This window comes from Streptomyces sp. NPDC057271 (genome assembly GCF_042668715.1).
GTDB lineage: Bacteria > Actinomycetota > Actinomycetes > Streptomycetales > Streptomycetaceae > Streptomyces.
In genome coordinates this window covers 13,074-34,742 of the sequence record NZ_JBHUYJ010000079.1, presented here as the reverse complement: position 1 = coordinate 34,742, position 21,669 = coordinate 13,074, and the positions used below count along the sequence as shown (strand labels likewise).

The following is a 21,669-nucleotide window of genomic DNA, read 5'->3' as shown; positions in this document are numbered from 1 at the left end:
GCCTCGCCCTCCGCCACCGGCGCGTGCTGAACGTCCTGGACATCCTGAAGACCCCGGGTGCCCGGGACCCCCGACGCCCTCGCACGGACCCACGGACCGGCGCCCTCGCACGGACCGCCGGACCGCCGGACCGCCGGACCGCCGGATCGCCGGTCGCCCGGATCGCCGGAGAGGAGACTCCTCCACCGCTCAGGTGAAATCGTCCGACTCCTGGCCCGGTCCCAGGCCGTTCCGCCCGTCCCCCGCGCCTTCCGTGGCCCACTGGGGGAAGACCATCGCGGCGGCCGGACCCGGGCCTCGGGCCGAGCCGGACCCGCCGACCTGATCCCCTGAAGGGAGCCGGAGCCGTATGAAGAGCGCCGACCTGCTGCTGGACGCGTTCGGGCGCGTCCAGGAGGCCGTGCACGGGGCCGTCGAAGGACTGTCGGAGGACGAGCTGGCGGAGCGGATCGACGAGGACGCGAACTCGATCGCCTGGCTGGTCTGGCATCTGACCCGTATCCAGGACGACCACGTCGCGGGTGTGTTCGGTACCGAGCAGGTCTGGACGGAGGACGACTGGAAGGCCCGATTCGGCCTGCCCTTCCCCGCGCGCGCCACCGGTTACGGCCACTCCAGCAGCCAGGTCGCCAAGGTCAGGGTTCCGGCGGAACTGCTGCTCGGCTACTACGACGCGGTGCACGCACGGTCCCTGGAGCACCTCGGCACCCTGACGAACGCGGACCTCGACCGCGTCGTGGACGACGCCTGGGACCCGCCGGTCACGCTGGGCGTGCGCCTGGTGAGCGTGATCGCGGAGGACAACCAGCACGCGGGGCAGGCCGCGTACGTGCGGGGGGTGGTGGAGCGGCGGGAAGGGGTGTGAAGCCCTGTCGGCGCGGATTGCTATCCTCCGTCGATCAGATCACGTGAGGCGATGATCCGGATGGGGGGAAACCTCCGGCTGCCTCCGTTGCTTCCGACCGCCGGTGCTCCCACCGTTCGTCGCGCCGTGCGGTCGCCTCAGGGGAGGGCACCCGTCCATGCGCCACCAGTCTCATGCCGCACGCCGCAGACTCACCGTCTCGGTCGCCGTCGCGCTCGCCACGACTCTGGGTGCCGGCCCGGCGGTCGCCGCCGACTCGGCGCCGGAGGCCGCACCGGCCACCGCCACCGCCACCGCCACCGCCACCGCCACCGCCACCGCCACCGCCACCGCCACCGCCACCGCCACCGCCACCGCCACCAGCGGACAGCAGCAGGCGGCGGTCCCGTTCCCCAAGGACGCCGACCTCTGGAGCGCGGGCAGGACCGGCTTCCTCACGTGGGCGAGGGACGGCCATCCCATTCCGGCCAGCTGGACCCGGTACGCGGACGGGTCGACGACCGACGTCACGGCGCCCTTCACCTTCGGCTCGCGCGACTCCGACGTGGTGGTCCGGCAGAGTGGCTCCTTCGTCACCCTCCGGGACATGGCGACGGACACGCAGGTCCTCTCCGTCGATCTGAGCACCCTCGGCGGCAACGCCCGGTTCGCCGGGGCCGTCCGCTCGACGCTCCTCGTCGGCTCGACGGACCCGGCGACCGGCCGTGAGAGTCTCCGCCTGGTCGACAAGGGCGAAGGCACCGCCCCCGCCCAGCGCACGGTGACCGGCCTTCCGGCGAACACCTCCTCGGCCTTCGTCGTGGGTGCGGCAGGCGGACACGCGCTGCTGTCGATCCGTACGGGAGGAGCCCAAGCGTCCCACTGGGCCCTGGTCGACCTCGCGACGGCGGCGGTCACCGAGACCCGCGAGATGGTCCGGGTCAACGGGACGCCCACGCTCTCCTCGACCCACGTCGCGTGGGTCGAGCAGACCGACGTCCAGATGAAGACGCTCGTCGTCCTCGACCGCGCGACCCGCGCCGTCCAGCGCATCCCGCTGGGCGCGTCGGGCGACCTCACGATCGGCCTCGTCGGCGACTACGTCGTCTACGCGCAGCCCGACGGTCTCCTGGAGCGCAACCCCAGCCCGATGTACGCGCTCACCGCGCGCGACCTGAAGACGGGGTCCACCCACAAGCTCCTCGACACCGTGAAGACCCTCCTCGCCGGCCCGGACGGCACGCTGACCGTCCAGGGGGGCACGCTGGCGGGCGGCGAGGGGCTGTACCGGATAGCCGCCGGGGCCGACGGCGCGCTCGTCGTCACGCAGGTCGCCACGAGCGGTGAGTCCACGAAGGTGACGCTGCTGGGCCACAGCATCCCCGCGACGATCGACCTGAGCGGTAACGGCGGCCGGGCGCGGCTGGAGTGGCGGCTCTCGCGCATCAACGTGACCATGACCGTCACCCTGCGCAACACCCGTACCGGCGAGACGCGGACGGATGACGTCCATCCCCTCTCCGTCAGCTACGAGGACCCGCATCGCGCCTTCTACGACTGGGCGGGCGACGTGCCCTGGAACGGCACGCCCGACCTCTGGAGCGGGGCGACCGCGGGTCCGTACACCTGGCAGATCGACGCCAAGCCGCTGAACGGCATCGGCCCGAACCTGCGCGCCTCCGGCACGTTCACCGTCACCCGCCCGCCGGCGCCGCACGACTACGACGGCGACGGCTCCCCCGACGTGCTCACGCGGGACACGGCGGGACGGCTGTGGATGGGCGACACGTTCTACCGTTCCGAGCTCAGCCAGCTCGACCAGCCCCCCGTCGAACTCGTCGGCGGCGGCTGGCAGGTCTACGACCGGATCGAGGCCACCGGCAACCTCGGCGGGATGGCGGTCGGAGACCTCGTCGCCCGCGACAGGGCAGGCGTCCTCTGGCTCTACCTCGGCAAGGGCGACGGCACCTTCACCGCCCGAATCCGGGTCGGCGGCGGCTGGAACACGTACACCCACCTCGCCGGCGGCAGCGACCTGACCGGCGACGGACGCCCCGACCTCGTCGCCACCGACAAGGCCGGCGGCCTCTACCTCTACAAGGCCACCGGGAACCACAAGGCCCCCTTCGCACCCCGCAAGAAGATCGGCCACGGCTGGGGCATCTACAACCAGCTCACCGCCACCGGCAACATCGCCGGAGCCACCGCCGGAGACCTCCTCGCCCGCGACAAGGCCGGCACCCTCTGGCTCTACCTCGGCAAGGGCGACGGCACCTTCGCCTCCCGCATCCGGATCGGCGGCGGCTGGAACACCTACACCCACCTCGTCGGCATCGGCGACGCCAACCGCGACGGACGCCCCGACCTGTACGCGGTGAACACGGCGGAGCCCCATGGCCCGGTCCTCTACAAGGGGACGGGCGACTGGCGCACGCCCTTCAAGCCGCGCGAGCAGATCGGCGTGGTCTTCGACGGCACCGAGCGCCGGTACGACCACTTCGCCTGATCGACGCCTCCGTCGCCGACCCGCCTCGCAGGGAGAGACCTTGAGTTCCGCACGCTCCACCCGCCGTCTCGCCGCGGCGATCACGGCCGCCCTCGCCATGACGGCGGGCACTCCGGCAGCCGGACCGGCCGTCGCCGCTCCGGTCTCCGAGGGACCGGTTCTGCCCGCCTCGGGGACGGACCAGCAGGACGTCATCGCGTTCCCCAAGAGCGCCACCATCGTTTTTGCGGGCCGGACAGGGTTCCTGACGCAGGCGTGGTACTCCAACGAGATCCGATGGACGCGATTCTCGGACGGTTCCTCGACCGTGCTCCCCGGCATGCGGGTCGTCGGCGTTCCCGGTACGGACCGCCTCGTTGCCGACCACGGTTGGCGGGGCATCGTGCTGACGGACATGGCCACGGGATCGGACGTCGTGGTGGTCCCGCCCGAGACGGTGGGCTATCCCGAGGGACGGGCCATCGGAGCCGCCGCTTCCACCATTCTCTCCTCGGTCGGCGACGGGTCCCTCCGGCTGTACAGCATGATCGACGGCGCGGTGAAGCGGAGGTCGGTGACCGGACTGCCTCCGGACGCCATCCTCATCACCGGCCGGGACGGCACGGAGCCCGGGACGGCGAACGTGACCTACGCGACCGGAACGGCGGACAGGCACGAGGCCGTGGTGGACCTCGCGACCGCTACGGTCGTCGGGGTCCGCGCTCTCGCGGCACCCGGTCCGGACGCGGTGATCGACGACTCCGCCGAGTCGGACACGCACAGGGCCTGGGCGCAGAGGTCCCTCGTGTCCGGCGACACGACGCTGGTCGTGTCGGACCGGCAGACGGGCGCGACGCAGCGCTTCCCGCTCGGAAGCCTGAGCTCCCCCGCTGTCGGCCTCGCCGGTGACTGGGTGACGTACGCGGAGAAGGGAGGGTACGGGCCGGAGCCCAAGTACGCCCTGACCGCCCGTTCCCTCAAGGACGGATCCACGCGCAAGCTCCTGGATCACGTCGCGTCCGAGGTCATGGCCCCCGACGGCACACAACTGGTACGCGGTGGCACGGTCGCCCAGGGCGAGGGGCTGTACCGGATCGCGCCCGGCGTGGACGGTGCTCCGATCGCCACCCTCGTCGCAACCACCGGAGAGCCGACCAAGGTCACGCTGGTGCGGCACAGCATCCCGAGCGTGATCGATCTCGACCGCAACGGCGGGATGGTCGACCTGGACTGGGAACTGTCCCGGGTCGACGTGGAGATGACCGTCACCCTGCGCCACACACGGACGGGGACGACGGAGACGGCGTACCTGTACCCCAGCCAGGACGAACTCGTCAGGGAACGCATCGCCCGCCTCCCGTGGGGCCCCTACGTCTACAACGGCGACTACACCTGGGAGATCAGCGCCCGGCCCCTGAACGGCATCGGACCGGTGCTGAAGGAGTCCGGCACGTTCAGGGTCGTCCGCAAGACCGCCCCGCACGACTTCAACGACAACGGCACCCCCGACGTGCTCCTGCGCGACGGCGCGGGCAAGCTGTGGCGCAGCGACACGAACTACGCCCCGGGCGGCGACCAGTTGCGGGGTCGGCCCAGGCTCGTCGGCTCCGGCTGGCAGGTCTACGACCGGATCGAGGCCACCGGCAACCTCGGGGGGATGTCCGTCGGAGACCTCGTCGCCCGCGACAAGGCGGGCGTGCTGTGGCTCTACCTCGGAAGGGGCGACGGCACCTTCACCGCCCGTACGAAGATCGGCGCGGGCTGGAACACCTACACCCAGCTCGCCGCCGGCAGTGACCTGACGGGCGACGGCCGACCCGATCTCGTCGCCACCGACAAGGCCGGAGACCTGTGGCTCTACCAGGCGACCGGCAGCCACACTTCGCCCTTCTCCGCACGGAAGAAGATCGGCCACGGCTGGGGCATCTACAACCAGCTCACCGCGACCGGCAACATCGCCGGAGGCCCCGCCGGAGACCTCCTCGCCCGCGACAAGGCGGGCGTGCTGTGGCTCTACCTCGGCAAAGGCGACGGCACCTTCGCCGCCCGCACGAAGATCGGCGCAGGCTGGAACACGTACACCCACCTCGTCGGCACCGGCGACGCCAACCGGGACGGGCGTCCTGACCTCCTCGCGTACAACGCCGAGAGCTCGTACCTCTACAAGGGCACGGGCGACTGGCGCGCCCCCTTCAAGGCGCGGGAGATCGCGGTCGTTGAAGAACCCGGAGACGTGTACAACCTTCTGTCGTGATCAAGGGTCTGACCGGGCGCGTCACCCGTGGTGCGCCTGGTCGCTTGAGAGGAACCTGCATTGATCCACGCTCGTCCCGCCCGTCGCCGGCTCGTCGTCGCCGTCGTCACCGTGCTCGCCGTCACCGCCGGCGGCGGCGCGCTGGCCGCTCCGGCGGTCGCCGCGCCGGCCTCCGAAGCCACAGCGACGACGGGTTCGGCGGCCGCACAGGACGTCATCTCGTTCCCGCGCGGCGACAAGCTCTCCGGTGTCACCGCGTCCGGTTTCTTGACCCACGCCTCCGCGTCGTTCGATCGGCGCTGGGTACCGGCGGACGGGTCCGCTCCGAAGAACCTGCCGTCGAACTTCCCCCTGCAGGGCACCGGCTCCGGGAACCTCGTCGGCATGCGCGTGGGCGATGATGCCAAGCTCGTGGACATCTCCGACGGCCGCCAGCTGACGAGCGTCTTCCTCGGCCCGCGCGAGGTCCTCCGGGAGTACGCGGGCGCTGCCGGCCAGGCCCTCTTCACCACCTCCGGCAACGCGACCGGGGGCCGGGATCTCCACATCCACACCGGGGGCGGCGCGGACGAGCCGGTGACCGGCCTCCCCGCGGGTGCCACGGGCATGTCCGTCAAGGCGGGCACGGCCCACCACGGCCTGCTGACGTACTCCACCGGCACGGGGACGGCGACCAAGCGGTTCCTCGGCCTCGTCGACCTCGCCACCGGCGCCGTGACCGAGACGTACGCACCCGCCACGTCCGACGTGACCGGCGACGTCGCCGTGTCGGCGACGCACGTCGCCTGGGTCGAGTACACGGCACAGTACGCGGCGACGATCGTCGTGGTCGACCGTTCGAACGGTCGGAAGCAGACCGTCCGGCTCGGCGACGAGTGGGCGTACAAGATCGAGCTCGGCCTGGTCGGCGACTGGCTGACCTACGGCAGGCTCGACGGTCTCAGCAACGGCGACCCGAGCGCCCTGAACGCGCTGACCGCCCGCAACCTGACGGACGGAAAGACCACCCGCAAGCTCCTCGACCACCTGACCTCGGCCGCCGCCGCCCCCGACGGCACCCAGGTCGTGCGCGGCGGCACGCTCGCGCAGGGCGAGGGTCTCTACCGGATCGCGCCCGGAGCCGACGGCGTCCCGGCCGCCACCTTCGTGGCGAGCACCGGCGAACCGACCAAGCTCACGCTCGTCGAGCACAACATCCCGAGCACGATCGACCTCGACGCCAACGGCGGCCGGGTTCCGCTCGTATGGAACCTGTCTCGGGGCCAGGCGGAGGTGACGTTCACGCTGCGGCACACCCGGACCGGGAAGACGACCGTCGGGTACCTCTACGACCAGCCGGACACGCCGACGTACGCGTTCGAATGGGCAGGCGATCTCGACTGGGCCCGCAGCGCCTACAACGGCGACTACACCTGGCAGATCAGCGCCCGGCCGCTCAACGGCATCGGGCCGACCCTGACCTCCTCCGGCACCTTCAAGGTCGTCCGGAAGCCCGCGCCGCACGACTACACCGACAACGGCTCGCCGGACGTCCTCCTGCGGGACTCGTCGGGCCGGCTGATCCGCCTCGACTCCTTCTACTCCCCATACGCGAACTCCGGCCAGCTGGTGGAGGCGGAGAGCAAGGTCATCGGCTCGGGCTGGAACATCTACGACCAGATCGAGGCCGTGGGCGACATCGGGGGCGCGTCCACGGGTGACATCGTCGCCCGCGACAAGGCCGGCGTCCTCTGGCACTACCTCGGCAAGGGCGACGGCACCTTCACCGCGCGGACGAGGATCGGCGCAGGCTGGGGCGTCTACAACAAGATCACCGGCGGCAGCGACCTCAACGGCGACGGGAAGCCCGACCTGCTCGCCACCGACGCGGGCGGCGGCCTCTACCTCTACAAGGGCACCGGCAACCGGAGCGCCCCGTTCGCCGCCCGTGTCAAGGTCGGCACCGGCTGGGGGATCTACAACCAGATCACCGCCGTCGGCAACATCGCCGGCGGAGCCGCCGGAGACCTCGTCGCCCGCGACAAGGCCGGCGTGCTCTGGCTCTACCTCGGCAGGGGCGACGGCACCTTCGCCGCCCGTACGAAGATCGGCGCCGGCTGGAACGCGTACACCCACCTCGTCGGCGTCGGCGACGCGAACCGCGACGGCCGCCCCGACCTGTACGCGTACACCGCCGGTGACCGCTGGAGCATCGGCAGCGGCTACCTGTACAAGGGCACGGGCAGCTGGAGCGCCCCCTTCCGCGGGAGGGAACTCACCGGCGTGGACGGCCCGGCAACGGACAACCCCGCGGTCGCCTGACCGACCCCCCGCGGCGGGCCGACCGCCGTACAACCTTCTGCCGTGATCAAGGCTCTGACCGGGTGCGCAACCCCTGGTGAGCCCCCGTCACTTGAGAGGAACCGTCTTGATCCACGCTCGTCCCGACCGTCGCCGGCTCGTCGTCGCCGCCGTCGTCACCGTGCTCGCCGTCACCGCCGGCGGCGGCGCGCTGGCCGCTCCGGCGGTCGCCGCGCCCGTCGCAGACGGCGCGATCGCGGAAGCGGCGGCCACGGACGTCGGTTCGTTCCCGGCCAAGAGCACCATCTACGGCGCGGGCGCCACGGGCCACCTGACCCGCACCGCGGGCCCGCCCATAGGCGAGAGCACCACCCCCACCTACACCCACTACTGGCTGCCGTCGGACGGCTCGCCCGCGACGGAGCTGAACTGGTACTACCAGTACACGAGTACCGGTTCGGGGGACATCATCGCCACCGGCTGGGCCGACGGAGCCGCGCTGTACGACATGGCGGCCGACGGAGCGACCATCAAGTCGATCTCCTTCGGAACCGGCCGCACCTACGCGGGCGCCGCGGGCCGGGCCCTCTTCAGCACGCTGCTCAACGACAACGGTGACCGGCTCATCCACATGCACAGCGCCACCGGCTCGTGGTCGGGCAGGATGACCACCGGCCTTCCGGGCACCGCCACCGACGTCAAGGTCAAGCCCGGCACGGCCGCGCACGCCCTGGTGACCTACACCACCGGCACGGGTGCGGACACGAAGAAGCACATCGGCCTGCTCGACCTGGCCACCAACGCGATCACGGAGACGTACGAGCTGCCCGCGGCGGCCACGATCGGCAAGAGCAACCTCGCCGTCTCCGCCACGCACGTCGCCTGGGTCGAGTACGGCGAGTTCAACCACGGGCACGACACGACCGTCGTGGCTGTCGACCGCTCCACCGGCACGCGCCGGGAGGCGAAGGTCGGCACCGCGTGGCGGTCGGACATCGAGGTCGGCCTGGTGGGCGACTGGGTGACGTACGGCTCGCGGACGGGCCTCACCCACATCGAGACGCACACGCTCACCCACCTGACCGCGCGCAGCCTCAAGGACGGCACCACCCGTAAGCTCCTCGATCACACTCTCACCGCCGCCGTCGCGCCCGACGGCGCCCAGATGGTGCGTGGCGGTACGGTCGAACAGGGCGAGGGCGTCTACCGGATCGCGCCTGGTGCCGACGGCGCCCCGACCGCCACGCTCGTCGCGAGCAGCGGCGAGTCCACCAAGGTCGCCCTGCTCGGCCACAAGGTCCCCGCCGCGATCGACCTCGACGCCAACGGCGGCAAGGCGCCACTGGAGTTCACCCTCTCCCGGTACAACGTGCGGGGCACGGTGACGCTCCGGCACGTGGCGACCGGCAAGGTGGACGTCACGGGCTTCGTCCAGCCCGAGAACGGTGTCGTGCGCTTCGACTGGAAGGCCAATCTCCGCAACGAGGTCTACGGCATCGAGAGCGCCCTCCCCGGCGCCTACACCTGGGAGATCAGCGCCGAGCCGATGAACGCCATCGGGCCGACGCTGAAGGAGACGGGCGCGTTCACGGCCACCCGCAAGGCCGCCCCGCACGACTTCGACGGCAACGGCTCCCCCGATGTGCTCGTGCGCGACACCGCGGGCAGGCTGTGGCGTACCGACACCCACTACGACGCCACCAACAAGCAGCTGCGCCCGGCGGAGCAGACACTCGTCGGCAGCGGCTGGAACATGTTCAACCAGATCGAGGCCGCGGGGAACATCGCCGGCGGTCAGGCCGGTGACCTGGTCGCCCGCGACACCACCGGTGTCCTCTACCACTACCTCGGCAAGGGCGACGGCACCTTCACCGCCCGTACCAAGATCGGCGGCGGCTGGCAGATCTACAACAAGATCGCCGCCGGCTCCGACCTCAACGGCGACGGCCGCCCGGATCTCCTCGCCACCGACAACGCCGGTGCGCTCTGGTACTACAAGGGCACCGGCAGCGCGAGCGCGCCCTACGCCTCTCGCGTGAAGATCGGCGGCGGCTGGCAGATCTACAACCAGCTCACCGCCGTCGGCAACATCGCCGGAGGCGCCGCAGGCGACCTCGTCGCCCGCGACACCTCCGGTGTCCTCTGGCTCTACCAGGGCCGGGGCGACGGCACCTTCGCGCCGCGTACGCGGATCGGCGGCGGCTGGAACGCGTACACGCACCTCGTCGGCATCGGCGACGCGAACCGCGACGGCCGCCCCGACATGTACGCGTACGGCACCAAGGGCACGTACCTGTACAAGGGCACCGGCAGCGCGACCGCTCCCTTCGCGGCGAAGGAGTGGGCCGACGTGCCCCACGGCATGCGGCTGACGCACACCTCGGTCGTGTGACGAGAGCGACACCGCACCGCTGACGGTCATGCGCACAACCCTCCCTCGCGATCACGAGTCTGACCGGGCGTGGCGCATCGTGCGCCCGGTCTCTCTGGGGGAGGACCTCACGTGTTCCACGTACGAGCCGCAGCTCGTCATCGCCTCACCGCCGCCGTCACCACCGTCCTCGCGGTCACGGCGGGTACGGCCCTGACCACGGCCGCCCACGCGAACGCGGCACCCACGGCACCCACCGGCGTCGTCCGGGCGGCCTCCGCCGCACCCGCCGACGCACAGGACGCCGTCATCTCCATTCCCGCGACCTCGCGGATCGTCGGCGCCGGCCAGAGCGGCTTCCTGGCCGCCGAGGCCACCGACACGGGGCCCGTGTTCCGCTGGACGAGCACGTCCACCGGCACGACCACGGAGCTGCCCGCGCGGTACAGCGGTTACTACGCCGGTGGTACCGACACCATCGCCACCAAGGAAGACACCAAGACCCGCTACCTACTCCACGACATGGCGTCGCCGGGCAGCTCCCCGACGGTCGTCGAGCAGCCGGACACGCGTCTCTCGTGGAAGGGGCTCGTCGGCAGGACGCTCGCCTTCTCGTCCTGGGACTCGAACACCGAGCAGGGCGAACTCCGCCTCATCCGTGCGGGCATCCACGAGGACTCCGACCGGAAGGTGAAGGGCCTCCCGGCGAACTTCCGGTTCCAGAGCATGGAGCCCGTGTCCGCGACCACGATGTTCGTCCGCTACTTCGTGGACGATCCCGACGCCCGCCGCTTCCACCTCGCCGTCGTGGACGTCGACACCGCCTCCGTCGTGGAGAAGCGCGAAGTCGGCCCGGCCGGAAGCTCCGTCGACACGGCGGTCTCCGCGAACCGTCTCGCCTGGGTGGAAGGCGCGTCGACGGCGAAGAACGAACTGAAGTACGCCGACCGCGGTGGGGAGGGCAGTGCTCCGGCGGCCAAGGCGGTCGACCTGGGCAACGCGCTGCGCGCACACGTCAGCATCCTGGGCGACTGGCTGGCCTACACCCCCGTGCCGTACGCGCAGTCCTCCCAGTACGACAGCGATCGCTACGCGTTCACCGCGCTCAACGTCGTCGACAAGCGGACGGTGACACTGCTCGACCACGCGACAACCGCCGTCCCCACCCCCGACGGCGCCCTTCTGGTGCGCGGCGGAACCCTCGCCCAGGGCGAGGGCATCTACCGCGTCGCGCTCGGGGCCGACGGCACGCCCACAGCCACGCTCGTCGCGAGCACCGGCATTCCCACCGCGCTCAAGCTGCTCAGGACGGACGTTCCCGCGGTCGTCGACCTGGACGAGAACGACGGCTCGGCGACGCTGAGCTGGACCCTCTCCCGATACAACGCCAAGGGGACCGTGACGCTGCGTCACAACCGTACGGGGCAGACCGCACAGCGCACGTTCGGCGGCGTGTCGGCCTCCCACGGCACCAGGGTCATCGACTTCGCCTGGAGCGGGCTTCTCTCCGACCCCGGAGGCCTCTCTTCCTTCGCGCCGGCCGGCGACTACACCTGGGAGTTCGACGCCACGCCGCACAACGGCATCGGCCCGGACCTCAAGGAGTCCGGCACCTTCGAGGTCACCCGCACGACCGGCCTGCACGACTACACGGACAACAGCAGCCCGGACCTCCTCTCCCGTGACGACTCGGGCGTCCTGTGGCGCGACGACTCGGTCAAGGTGGCGTCCGCGCCGTATCCGTACTCGACGGGCCGGGCACGGATCGGCGGCGGCTGGCAGATCTACGACCAGCTGGAGGCCGTCGGGAACATCGCCGGCAGCCCGGCCGGCGACCTCGTCGCCCGGGACAAGGACGGCATGCTCTGGCTCTATCAGGGCAAGGGCGACGGCAACTTCGCCGCCCGGACGAAGATCGGCGGCGGCTGGCAGATCTACAACAAGATCACCGGCGGCAGTGACCTCGACGGCGACGGGAAGTCCGACCTCCTCGCCACCGACGCCGCCGGCGACCTGTGGTTCTACGAGGGCACGGGCAGCACGAGCGCGCCGTTTGCACCCCGCAAGAAGATCGGCTGGGGCTGGGGGATCTACAACCAGCTCACCGCCACCGGCGACATCGCCGGCAGCCCGGCCGGAGACCTCGTCGCCCGCGACACGTCCGGTGTCCTCTGGCTGTACGAGGGCAAGGGCGACGGCACCTACGCGCCGCGTACGAGGATCGGCGGAGGGTGGGGTGTGTTCACCCATCTCGTCGGCATCGGCGACGCCGACCGCGACGGCCGCAACGACCTGTACGCGGTCGGAGGGTCGGGCTCCAGGTTCTACGCGGGCACCGGCGACACGGCTGCCCCGTTCAAGCCCGCCGTCAACGGCAGCCTGCTCTGGGACTCGGCACCGGTCGACTCGGTGTTCTAGCCGCCCGGATGTGAGCGTCAGAACGCGAAGACGGCTCCCGTCTTCGCGTTCAGCTCGCACGCGTTGCCGAACTCCTTCTTCCAGCCGACCGGGACGTTGTCGAAGGTGCCCTGCGCCTCCGCCTCCACCGGTTCGTAGATCATCGGACACATCATCTCGGTGGGCCCCTCCAGTCTGTCGAAGTCCCCGCCCGCGTCGCCCAAGGCCCTGCACGCGATCTCGGCCTGCGGGTGGTTGCCGCCGGTGGGGCCGCACCCGAGGTAGACCTCCTTCACGTCGCCGGTCGCGCCGGAGGTGATCGTGAGGAAGATCCGGGTGGGCGGGGTCGGCGCGGCGTCCGCCGCGCTCGCGAGGCCGAGGCCCGCGACGGTGGCCGTGGCCACGGCGAGGGGAAGGGTGCTCTTCATGCCCCGGGCAACGAGGCGCGCCGACCCCGGTCACTAAGCTCCACCCACATGACCGGGAAGTTCATCCTCTTCGACGTCGACGGCACGCTCATGGACGCCGTCGCCAACCAGCGCCGCGTCTGGCACGCCTGGGCGGACCGTCACGGGCTCGACGGGGAGGAGGTGTACGCGGTCGCGCTCTGTACCCGGCCCGTCGAGACCTTCGCCGCCGTCGCGCCAGGCCTCGACCCCGACGCGTGTCTGGCGCTGCTGCACGAGCTGGAGGACGCGGACGTACGGACGGGTACGTACTCCGCCTTCGCGGGCGCGGCCGAGCTTCTCGCCGCTCTCCGTCCCGGCTCCTGGGCGCTCGTGACCTCCAACTACGAGCACCGGGTCCGTGGCCGTTTCGAAAGAACCGGCCTTCCGCTCCCGCACCTCGTCGTGGACGCCGCCTCCGTCGCCGAGGGCAAGCCGTCCCCGGCGCCCTACCTGCTGGCGGCCGAGATGCTCGGAGCCTCGCCCGCCGACTGTCTGGTGATCGAGGACGCTCCGTCCGGCGTCCGCTCGGGTCTCGACGCAGGCATGACGGTGTGGACGGTCAACGCCCCCGGGCCGACCGCCGGTGCGCACCGCCACTTCGCCACCCTCGCCGAGGCGGCTCCCGAGATCCTGGCCTCCTCCCTCCGCGCACCGCTCTCTTGATCGTCTTCGGGGTCGCACCCTAGGCTCTCGTGCCCATGGAACGGGGAGAGCGGGGCCAGGGGCGGCGGGGACGGCTCCACAGGGCGGTCAGGCATCGTGTGACCGGGGCTGTGGCAGCGGGCTTGGCGGGGTTGGCCGTTCTGGCCTCGGTGTTCGTCGTACTGCCGGGTGTGGTGGTCGGCCACGATCTGGCCGGGGCGAGCGTCGCGGCGCAGGATCGGCTGAAGGCGGTGAACGATGTCCGTACGGCGCTGCTCCAGGTGATCGGCGGTCTCGTCCTGCTCTTCGGGGCCTACGCCACGTGGCGCCAACTGCGGGTGAGCCAGGCGGGTCTGCGCGCCACGCAGGAGGGGTACGTGACCGACCGGTTCAGCCGGGCGGTGGACCAGCTCGGCAGCGACAAACCGGATGTCCGTATCGGCGGCCTGCACGCCCTGTGGCGAATCGCGGAGCAGTCCTCCCGCGACCGGGACGCCGTCATCTCCATCCAGGCCGCCTATCTGCGCACCCACCTGCCCTGGCCGCCCTCGGCACCGGAGTCGCCGGCACCGGACGTGCACATCAACGACATAGCCCCGCTGGAGACCCGCACGCCCGACTCCCAGGTGGCGCTGACGGCGCTCGGCGTCCTGTGCCGGAACCGGGAGCAGTCCTGGGTCAATCTCAGCAACACCGACCTGCGCCGGGCGGACTGTGACGGGCTGTGGTTTCCCGAGGTCAACCTCGACCGCGCCGCGATGGAGGCGGGGAGTCTCTACCGCGTCAATCTGACCCAGGCGTCCCTGGTCTCGGTCAACCTGCGGCACGCGGATCTCACGACCGGGGTTCTCCGGCGCGCTCGCTGCATCCTGGCCGACATGCGGGGCGCGAAGCTGGTCGAGACCGATCTGTGTGACGCCGACTTCACCGAGACCGATCTGCGCGAGGCGAACCTGCGCAAGGCCGACGCCCGCGGCGCGGTCCTCCGCCGTGCCGACCTCCGCCTGGCGGATCTGCGCGGCGCCGACCTGAGCTCCGCCGACCTGGCGGAGGCTCGGCTGACCGGGGCTCTCGCCAGCGAGCGCACGCGCTGGCCCGCCGGCTTCGACCATGCGGCCGCCGGCGTCGTGGACGTCGAGGACCCGGGCCCCGAGCCCTCGCCCCTGCTCCAGCCACCGGGGGTGACGTGGCAGGCACCGCCGCTGCGGTCCATGGCGTGAGCAAGGCCCTCCCGGCCTTGTCCGCCGCACGACGGCGGAGCCCAACTGTCGTCCTTGTTCCGTGACTTGACGGATCGTACGGTTCCGTGGATAGCTCGGCTATCCTGCCGCCATGCAGGGGGAGCTGGAAGACGACTCGTACATGACCGGTAGCGGAGCCACGCCGTTGGAGTCGGGGGATCCCCGGCGGATCGGCGCGTTCAGGCTGCTCGGGGTCCTGGGGTCCGGCGGCATGGGGCGGGTCTATCTCGGCGCCGTGCCCGGGAAGTTCGCGGCGGTCAAGCGGGTGCTTCCCGTGCTCGCCGAGGACCCGGACTTCCTGAACCACTTCGGACACGAGCTCGACAACCTGGCGCGACTGCCGGGCGGGGCGAGCGTGAAGCTGCTGGCGAGCGACCGTACGGCGAGACCGCCGTGGTTCGCGACCGAGTACGTCCCGGGGATCACCCTCGACGAGGCGCTCAGGCTCCACGGCGGCCCGCTGCCCGTCCCCGCCCTGTGGCGGCTTCTCCGGGAGGCGGCGGCCGGCCTCAAGGCCGTGCACGCCGCCGACATGGTGCACCGCGACCTCAAGCCGTCCAACGTCATGCTGACGCCCGACGGCCTGTCCCTCATCGACTTCGGCGTGGCGCGCGCGGCCGACCAGAGCCGGCTGACCCGTACCGGCATGGTCGTCGGGACGCCCGCGTACATGGCGCCCGAACAGGCCGTCGCCGAGCGCGAACTGACGGGCGCGGCCGATGTCTTCGGGCTCGGCGGTCTGCTGCTGTACGCGGGGACCGGGCGTCCGCCGTTCGGAGACGGTTCCGGGCCGGGCCTGCTCTACCGCGTCGTCCACGGGGAACCCGACTTCGGGCGGCTCCTGGAGAGCGCCCCCGCCCTGGCGCATCTCGTGCGGGCCTGCCTCGCCAAGGACCCCGCGGCCCGGCCGACCGCCGCGCAGGTCGTCGAACTCGCGGACGGCTATGTGGAGGACACCCCGTGGCCGGCGGCCGTCATGGCGCGGGTCGAGGCGCGGGCCGCGTTCGCCGCGGCGGCACCGACGGCCGAGCAGCTCGCGGACCTCGAAGAGGAAGCGGAACCCGGGGATAGCGGGCAGGCCGTGGACATCGGGACGGTGGCGCTCGTCTCGCGGGGCCCCGAGGAGCCCGCGACGGCGGGGCCCGACGCGGCCGCGGCCACCGGACCCGACGCCACGGGCCGGCCACGGGAGCGGCGAAATCGATTCTTCATGTTCGCCGTACCGGTCGTCGTGACCACCGGCACCACCCTCACCTTCACTCTCGGCCCGTACGAGATCGGCCGCCAGGGCGCGGGCCCCGACTCCTCGGCGGCACGGCCCTCCGCCACCTCGTCGCAGCCCGCGCCCGGCAACCCCGCGCCGACGACCGCGACCCCGTCCTCCTCCGCGTCACCCTCCTCCTCGGCCTCGGGATCGCCCTCGGGCCCACCGCCCGGCCCCGGTACGGACGGCGCCGCGGCCGGCGGTGCGGCGGCCGGCGGTGGCGGCGCCGTGCCCGGCGGCGGGGGTGGGGGCTCGGCGTCCGGGGGTGGTTCGGGTGGTTCCAGCCCCTCGGGAGACGGTGGGGGCTCCACCCCGTCCACGCCGAGGACCACACGGCCGGCGCCCCCGCCCTCCGGCGGCGGCAGCGCACCCTCGGGGACGTACTGGCTGGAGAACGCCGCCAACGGCGAGTGCGTGGGCGAGTACAACCCGGGGTACGGCATCTTCGCCAACACCTACGAGTGCGGTGCCGTGCCCAACAACAGCGGCACCATGTCGTACTCCTGGACCTACTCGGCGGGTGCGAACGGCACCTTCCGGCTGGTGAACAAGAAGACCGGGCGCTGCCTCCAGTCGGGCGGGAACCCCGGCGGCGTCGGCGTCGCCACCTGCAACGGCTCCAGCAAGCAGGCGTGGAAGATCCATGCCACGACGCCCGCCGGCCGGACGATCATGAACGTGAGCAACGAGGAGTGCATGACGGTCGGGCCGCCGTTCCTGACCACGTACGCCTGCGACTCGGGCAGCCGCGCCCAGCTCTGGCGGAACATCTCAGCACTCTGACGGCGGCCCGAACACCGGCACCCTCAGCTCCCCCTCCGCCCGGAACGTGACCTCCAGATCCATCCCGATCCGGAGGTCCGTCTCCGTCACGCCGACGACCTCGGTCATCATCCGGGGGCCCTCCGCCAGGTCGACCACCGCCGCCACGTAGGGCACGCGCTCACCGAAGGGCGGGAGGTCGTTGCGGTGGACGACGGACCAGGTGTAGAGCGTGACCCGGCCGCTCGCCCGCTCCCACGTCACGTCCTCGCTCCAGCAGTGCGGGCAGAACTCGCGCGGGTAGTGGTGCGCCCGGCCGCACGCTCCGCAGCGCCTGAGCAGCAGGCGGCCCTCCCCCGCCGCCTGCCAGTACGGGCGGGTGAAGGCGTCGACGTCGGGGTCGGCGGCCGTCATCAGAAGAGTCCGATCGCGTGGTCGAGGGACCAGGTCTGCCAGGACATGGCGAAGAGGGCGACGAGCGAGATGAGGGCCATCATGGCGTTCTGCCCCTGCTCGGCCCAGTCGTGGATCATCAGACCGAGGTAGAGAAGGTTGAGGAGCAGGCCGCCGGCCAGGGCGATCGGGGTGAGGAAGCCGAAGGTGAGGCCGAGGCCCAGGGCCAGTTCGGCGTAGACCACGACGTACGCCGTCAGCTTCGCGCGGGGGGCGACGACCGACTCGAAGCCCCGCTTCACGAAGGACCACCGGTGCTTTCCGGCGACGTCGGCCGCCCAGGCGATGCCCGTGCCGCGCTCGAACCAGCCCTTCTTGTCCTTGTGGCGCCAGCTCTCCAGCCACCAGAGGCCGAGGCCGATGCGGAGGACGGCGAGCCATTCGGCGCCGGTGAGCCAGACGGTCTGCATCGGTCGGTACCTGCCCCTCCTCGATCCTGATCTGACGGTACGTCAGTTCAGCGGATCCGCCGCCGTCTGCGCAAGACCCCCGCACGCCCCCGCGGACCCCACCCAGGCGTGACCGTTTCGCAACCGATTCCCCTCTTGACCGAGACCCAACAAGTGAGCACGCCGTTACGCTGAGCACTCATGGTCAACACCCCCCATTCCAGACCCTCTCCACCCGAACGGCCCGATCACCCGGTCTACGTCATCGGCGGCGGGCCGGGCGGACTCGCCGCCGCCGCCTCACTGCGCGCGAAGGGCGTCCGGGCCGTCGTCCTGGAGAAGTCCGACGCCGTGGGCGCCTCGTGGCGTTCCCACTACGACCGGCTGCGGCTGCACACCACCCGGCGCCTGTCCTCGCTCCCCGGCCTGCCGATGCCCCGCTCCTTCGGGCGGTGGGTCGCCCGCGCGGACGTGGTGCGGTACCTGGAGAAGTACGCCGAGGTCCACGAGCTGGAGATCGTGACCGGCGTCGAGGTCACGCGGGTCGAGCGGGCCGGCGAGGACTGGCTGCTGCACGCGACGGGCGGGCGCCGGCTGACCGGGCGGGCCGTGGTCGTCGCCACCGGGTTCAACCACACCCCGCGCCTTCCGGAGTGGCCGGGCCTGGACGCGTACGGCGGGGAACTCGTGCACGCGAGCGCGTACCGCAACCCCGCGCCGTACGCGGGGCGGGACGTCCTCGTCGTGGGCGCCGGGAACACGGGGGCCGAGATCGCCGCCGACCTCGTCGAGGGCGGGGCGGCGCGGGTGCGGCTCGCGGTGCGCACGGTGCCGCACATCGTGCGCCGCTCGACGGCCGGATGGCCGGCGCAGCGTACGGGCATCCTGGTGCGCCGGCTGCCGGTCCGCCTGGTCGACAAGGCGGGCGGGCTGATGGCCCGGGTCGCCGTGCCGGACCTCTCGGAGCACGGCCTGCCGCGGCCCGACACGGGGCTCGCCTCCCGGATGCGGGAGGGGGCGGTCCCGGTGCAGGACGTCGGCCTGATCGACGCCGTGCGGCAGGGCAAGGTGGAGATCGTGGGCGCGGTCGAGTCCTTCGACGGCGACAAGGTCGTGCTCGCCGACGGCTCGGCGATCACCCCGGACGCCGTGATCGCGGCGACGGGCTACCGCCGGGGCCTGGAACCCCTCCTCGGCCACCTGGGCGTCCTGGACGACCGCGGCCGCCCGGTGACGCGAGGGCGGCGAAGCCCTCGGGACGCTCCGGGGCTGTACTTCACGGGGTTCACCAACCCGATCAGCGGGATGTTCCGCGAGATGGCGATCGACGCGGAGAAGATCGCACGGGCTGTCGCCGGACAGCCCCGCCGGTGACCCACCCCAGCGGGAGATCGGCACGGCCTGTCGGCGGACAGCCCCGCCGGTGAACCACCTCGCCGGCGATCGTCCCGCCGGGCGGAACGTTCTCCCCCGACGGGGGCCCGCGTCGTTCTGGATCGGTCCGGTCACGACCATTCCTGACTTGCCGTCAGATCTGTAATCTGACTATGCGTCAGGTTCATTGTCATGGGCGGAAGGGTGGAGCGGAACGATGCTCGGATCGACTCACGGCACCTTCACCACCGATCTCCGCGCCCGCGTGGTCGCCTGCGGCGAGCACTCCGGGGCGCCCGGGAACGCCGTGCACGGCTTCACCGCCGTCGAGGGCGACCTGGACGTCAGCGGGCGGCCGCTGCACGCGCCCGTGCCGGACCTGGACCGGTTCTTCCGGCCCGGGTCCGTCGCCGTCGTCGGGGCCTCCGACGCCGAGGGGCGGCCCAACACCGGCATCACGCGTCAGCTGATCGCCTGGGCCGAGCGGGTCGGCGCCCGGCTCGTGCCCGTGCACCCGACTCGTACGACCGTCTTCGGCATCGACTGTGTGCCCTCCGTCGGCGCGCTCGCCGAGCCCGTCGACCTCGCCGTCCTGCTCGTGGCCGACCCGCTCCCGGTGATCGAGGAACTCAGCCAGGCCAAGGTGCGGTTCGCCGTCGCCTTCGCCTCCGGGTTCGCCGAGACCGGCGGCGAGGGCGCCGCCGCGCAGGAACGTCTCGCCGACGCCGTGCGCGCCTCCGGGATGCGTCTCCTCGGCCCGAACACCAACCTCAACGCCTTCGAGCGCTTCCGCGACGACCTCGACGGGCCCGCGATCGCGCTCATCACGCAGTCCGGCCACCAGGGGCGGCCCGTCCACACCCTCCAGGAACTGGGGGTACGGCTCTCCCACTGGGCGCCGACGGGCAACGAGGCCGATCTGGAGACCGCCGACTTCATCTCGTACTTCGCGACCCGCCCCGAGGTCGGGGCCATCGCCTGTTACGTCGAGGGCCTCAAGGACGGCCGCTCGTTCCTCCTCGCCGCCGACCGCGCCGCCCGCCAGGGCGTGCCCGTCGTCGCGGTCAAGGTCGGGCGGACCGAGACCGGCGCCCGGACGGCCGCCTCGCACACGGGTAAGCTGACGGGCGCGGACCAGGTCGTGGACGCGGCGATGCGGCAGTTCGGCGTGATCCGGGTCGACGGTCTCGACGAACTCCAGGACACCGCCGCGCTGCTGGCACGGGCGCGCAGGCCGGTCGCGGACGGTGTGGTCGTGTACTCGATCTCCGGTGGGACCGGCGCGCACTTCTCCGATCTCGCCACCGCCGCAGGGCTGCGGCTGCCGACCCTCCCGCAGGCGAAGCAGGACGAGCTCCACCAGTGGATACCGCCGTACCTGAACGTCGCCAACCCCGTCGACAACGGCGGGCACCCGGTGGGCGACTGGCGCGGACGGAAGATCATCGACGCGATCCTCGCCGACCCGTCCGTCGGCGTCCTCATCTGCCCCATCACCGGGCCCTTCCCGCCCATGAGCGACAAGCTCGCGCAGGACCTGGTGGAGGCGGCCGAGGCCACCGACAAGCTGGTGTGCGTGGTGTGGGGTTCGCCGGTCGGGACGGAGGCGGCCTACCGGGAGACCCTGCTCGGCTCGTCGCGCGTCGCCACCTTCCGTACGTTCTCCAACTGCATCGGCGCCGTGAAGGCCTACCTCGACCACCACCGCTTCAGCACCGGCTACCGCTCCCCCTTCGACGAGGCCCCCCGCACGCCCTCCCCCTCCTTCCGCAAGGCGCAGGCGCTGATGCGGCCGGGCCGGCAGCTCAGCGAGCACGCGGCGAAGCAGTTGCTGCGGGCCTACGGGATCAGGGTGCCGCGCGAGCAGCTGGTGACGAGCGCGGCGGCGGCGGTCCGGGCGGCGGCGCTCGTCGGCTATCCGGTGGTGATGAAGGCGTCGGGCGCGCGGCTCGCCCACAAGACGGAGCTGGGGCTCGTGAAGGTCGGACTGACGTCGGCGAGCCAGGTGCGGGACGCGTACCGGGAGCTCACGGACATCGCCCGCTACGAGGGCGTCGACCTCGACGGGATCCTGGTCTGCCAGATGGTGGGACGCGGGGTGGAGATGGTGGTGGGCGTGACCCGCGACCCGCTCTTCGGGCCGACGGTGACGGTGGGGCTGGGGGGCGTCCTGGTCGAGGTCCTGAACGACGCGGCGGTGCGCGTGCCGCCGTTCGGCGAGGACCAGGCCCGGGACATGCTCGGCGAACTGCGCGGGCAGGCTCTGCTGAAGGGCGTACGGGGGGCTCCGCCGGCGGACGTGGACGCCCTGGTGGAGGTCGTGCTGCGGGTGCAGCGGATGGCCCTGGAGCTGGACGGCGACCTCGCCGAACTCGACATCAACCCGCTGATGGTGCTGCCACGGGGGCAGGGCGCGGTGGCGCTCGACGCGCTCGCGGTCTGCCGACAGGAGCCCTGAGCCGTG

At 71.9% G+C, this 21,669-nt stretch carries 15 protein-coding genes; 12 read left to right on the top strand and 3 right to left on the bottom strand.

Going from position 1 to position 21,669, the window contains the following annotated elements:
* From ACFUJR_RS28585 to ACFUJR_RS28555, 7 genes are all read left to right on the top strand, one after another.
* Positions 1-197, top strand: a 197-nt coding sequence (locus tag ACFUJR_RS28585) for a hypothetical protein (protein ID WP_383450859.1), incomplete at its 5' end; no start/stop codon positions are given.
* Positions 198-349: 152 nt separating this feature from the next.
* Positions 350-865, top strand: coding sequence for a DinB family protein (locus tag ACFUJR_RS28580; RefSeq protein ID WP_383167616.1), 516 nt, complete (start codon positions 350-352; stop codon positions 863-865).
* A gap of 157 nt (positions 866-1,022) precedes the next feature.
* Positions 1,023-3,350 (top strand): FG-GAP repeat domain-containing protein, encoded by a 2,328-nt coding sequence (locus ACFUJR_RS28575; protein ID WP_383167612.1) that lies wholly within the window; start codon positions 1,023-1,025, stop codon positions 3,348-3,350.
* Positions 3,351-3,390: 40 nt separating this feature from the next.
* On the top strand, positions 3,391-5,583 hold the full coding sequence (locus tag ACFUJR_RS28570) for an FG-GAP repeat domain-containing protein (protein WP_383167609.1): 2,193 nt from the start codon (positions 3,391-3,393) through the stop codon (positions 5,581-5,583).
* Positions 5,584-5,643: 60 nt separating this feature from the next.
* Entirely contained in the window at positions 5,644-7,884 is a 2,241-nt protein-coding gene (locus ACFUJR_RS28565) for an FG-GAP repeat domain-containing protein (protein ID WP_383167606.1), read from the top strand.
* A 106-nt stretch (positions 7,885-7,990) separates the two neighbouring features.
* Positions 7,991-10,255 (top strand): FG-GAP repeat domain-containing protein, encoded by a 2,265-nt coding sequence (locus ACFUJR_RS28560; RefSeq protein WP_383167603.1) that lies wholly within the window; start codon positions 7,991-7,993, stop codon positions 10,253-10,255.
* A gap of 111 nt (positions 10,256-10,366) precedes the next feature.
* A complete protein-coding gene (locus ACFUJR_RS28555; protein ID WP_383167600.1) occupies positions 10,367-12,652 on the top strand; it encodes an FG-GAP repeat domain-containing protein in 2,286 nt (761 codons plus the stop codon).
* A gap of 17 nt (positions 12,653-12,669) precedes the next feature.
* Here the strand turns inward: ACFUJR_RS28555 and ACFUJR_RS28550 are convergent, their stop codons facing one another.
* Complete coding sequence (locus ACFUJR_RS28550) at positions 12,670-13,059, bottom strand: SSI family serine proteinase inhibitor (RefSeq protein ID WP_383167597.1); 390 nt, start codon at positions 13,057-13,059, stop codon at positions 12,670-12,672.
* Positions 13,060-13,107: 48 nt separating this feature from the next.
* Between ACFUJR_RS28550 and ACFUJR_RS28545 the strand changes: the two genes are divergently transcribed.
* The 3 genes from ACFUJR_RS28545 to ACFUJR_RS28535 all read left to right on the top strand — a co-directional run bounded on the left by ACFUJR_RS28545 (position 13,108) and on the right by ACFUJR_RS28535 (position 17,010).
* On the top strand, positions 13,108-13,743 hold the full coding sequence (locus ACFUJR_RS28545; RefSeq protein WP_383167594.1) for an HAD family hydrolase: 636 nt from the start codon (positions 13,108-13,110) through the stop codon (positions 13,741-13,743).
* A gap of 98 nt (positions 13,744-13,841) precedes the next feature.
* On the top strand, positions 13,842-14,942 hold the full coding sequence (locus tag ACFUJR_RS28540; RefSeq protein ID WP_383167591.1) for a pentapeptide repeat-containing protein: 1,101 nt from the start codon (positions 13,842-13,844) through the stop codon (positions 14,940-14,942).
* Positions 14,943-15,054: 112 nt separating this feature from the next.
* A complete protein-coding gene (locus ACFUJR_RS28535; protein WP_383167588.1) occupies positions 15,055-17,010 on the top strand; it encodes a protein kinase in 1,956 nt (651 codons plus the stop codon).
* Here ACFUJR_RS28535 and ACFUJR_RS28530 read toward each other — a convergent pair.
* Entirely contained in the window at positions 16,999-17,403 is a 405-nt protein-coding gene (locus ACFUJR_RS28530) for a Zn-ribbon domain-containing OB-fold protein (RefSeq protein ID WP_383167585.1), read from the bottom strand. The two genes, ACFUJR_RS28535 and ACFUJR_RS28530, sit on opposite strands and share 12 nt — an antisense overlap.
* On the bottom strand, positions 17,403-17,852 hold the full coding sequence (locus ACFUJR_RS28525) for a DoxX family protein (protein WP_383167582.1): 450 nt from the start codon (positions 17,850-17,852) through the stop codon (positions 17,403-17,405). Before ACFUJR_RS28525 ends, ACFUJR_RS28530 begins: the two co-directional genes overlap by 1 nt.
* 180 nt (positions 17,853-18,032) lie before the next feature.
* Between ACFUJR_RS28525 and ACFUJR_RS28520 the strand changes: the two genes are divergently transcribed.
* Positions 18,033-19,205: a flavin-containing monooxygenase gene (locus tag ACFUJR_RS28520; protein ID WP_383167579.1), complete on the top strand. Its 1,173-nt coding sequence runs from the start codon at positions 18,033-18,035 to the stop codon at positions 19,203-19,205.
* A gap of 217 nt (positions 19,206-19,422) precedes the next feature.
* Positions 19,423-21,663 carry an acetate--CoA ligase family protein gene (locus ACFUJR_RS28515; protein ID WP_383167576.1) on the top strand — a complete coding sequence of 747 codons (2,241 nt, stop codon included), beginning with the start codon at positions 19,423-19,425 and terminating at the stop codon, positions 21,661-21,663.
* Positions 21,664-21,669: the final 6 nt, after the last annotated feature.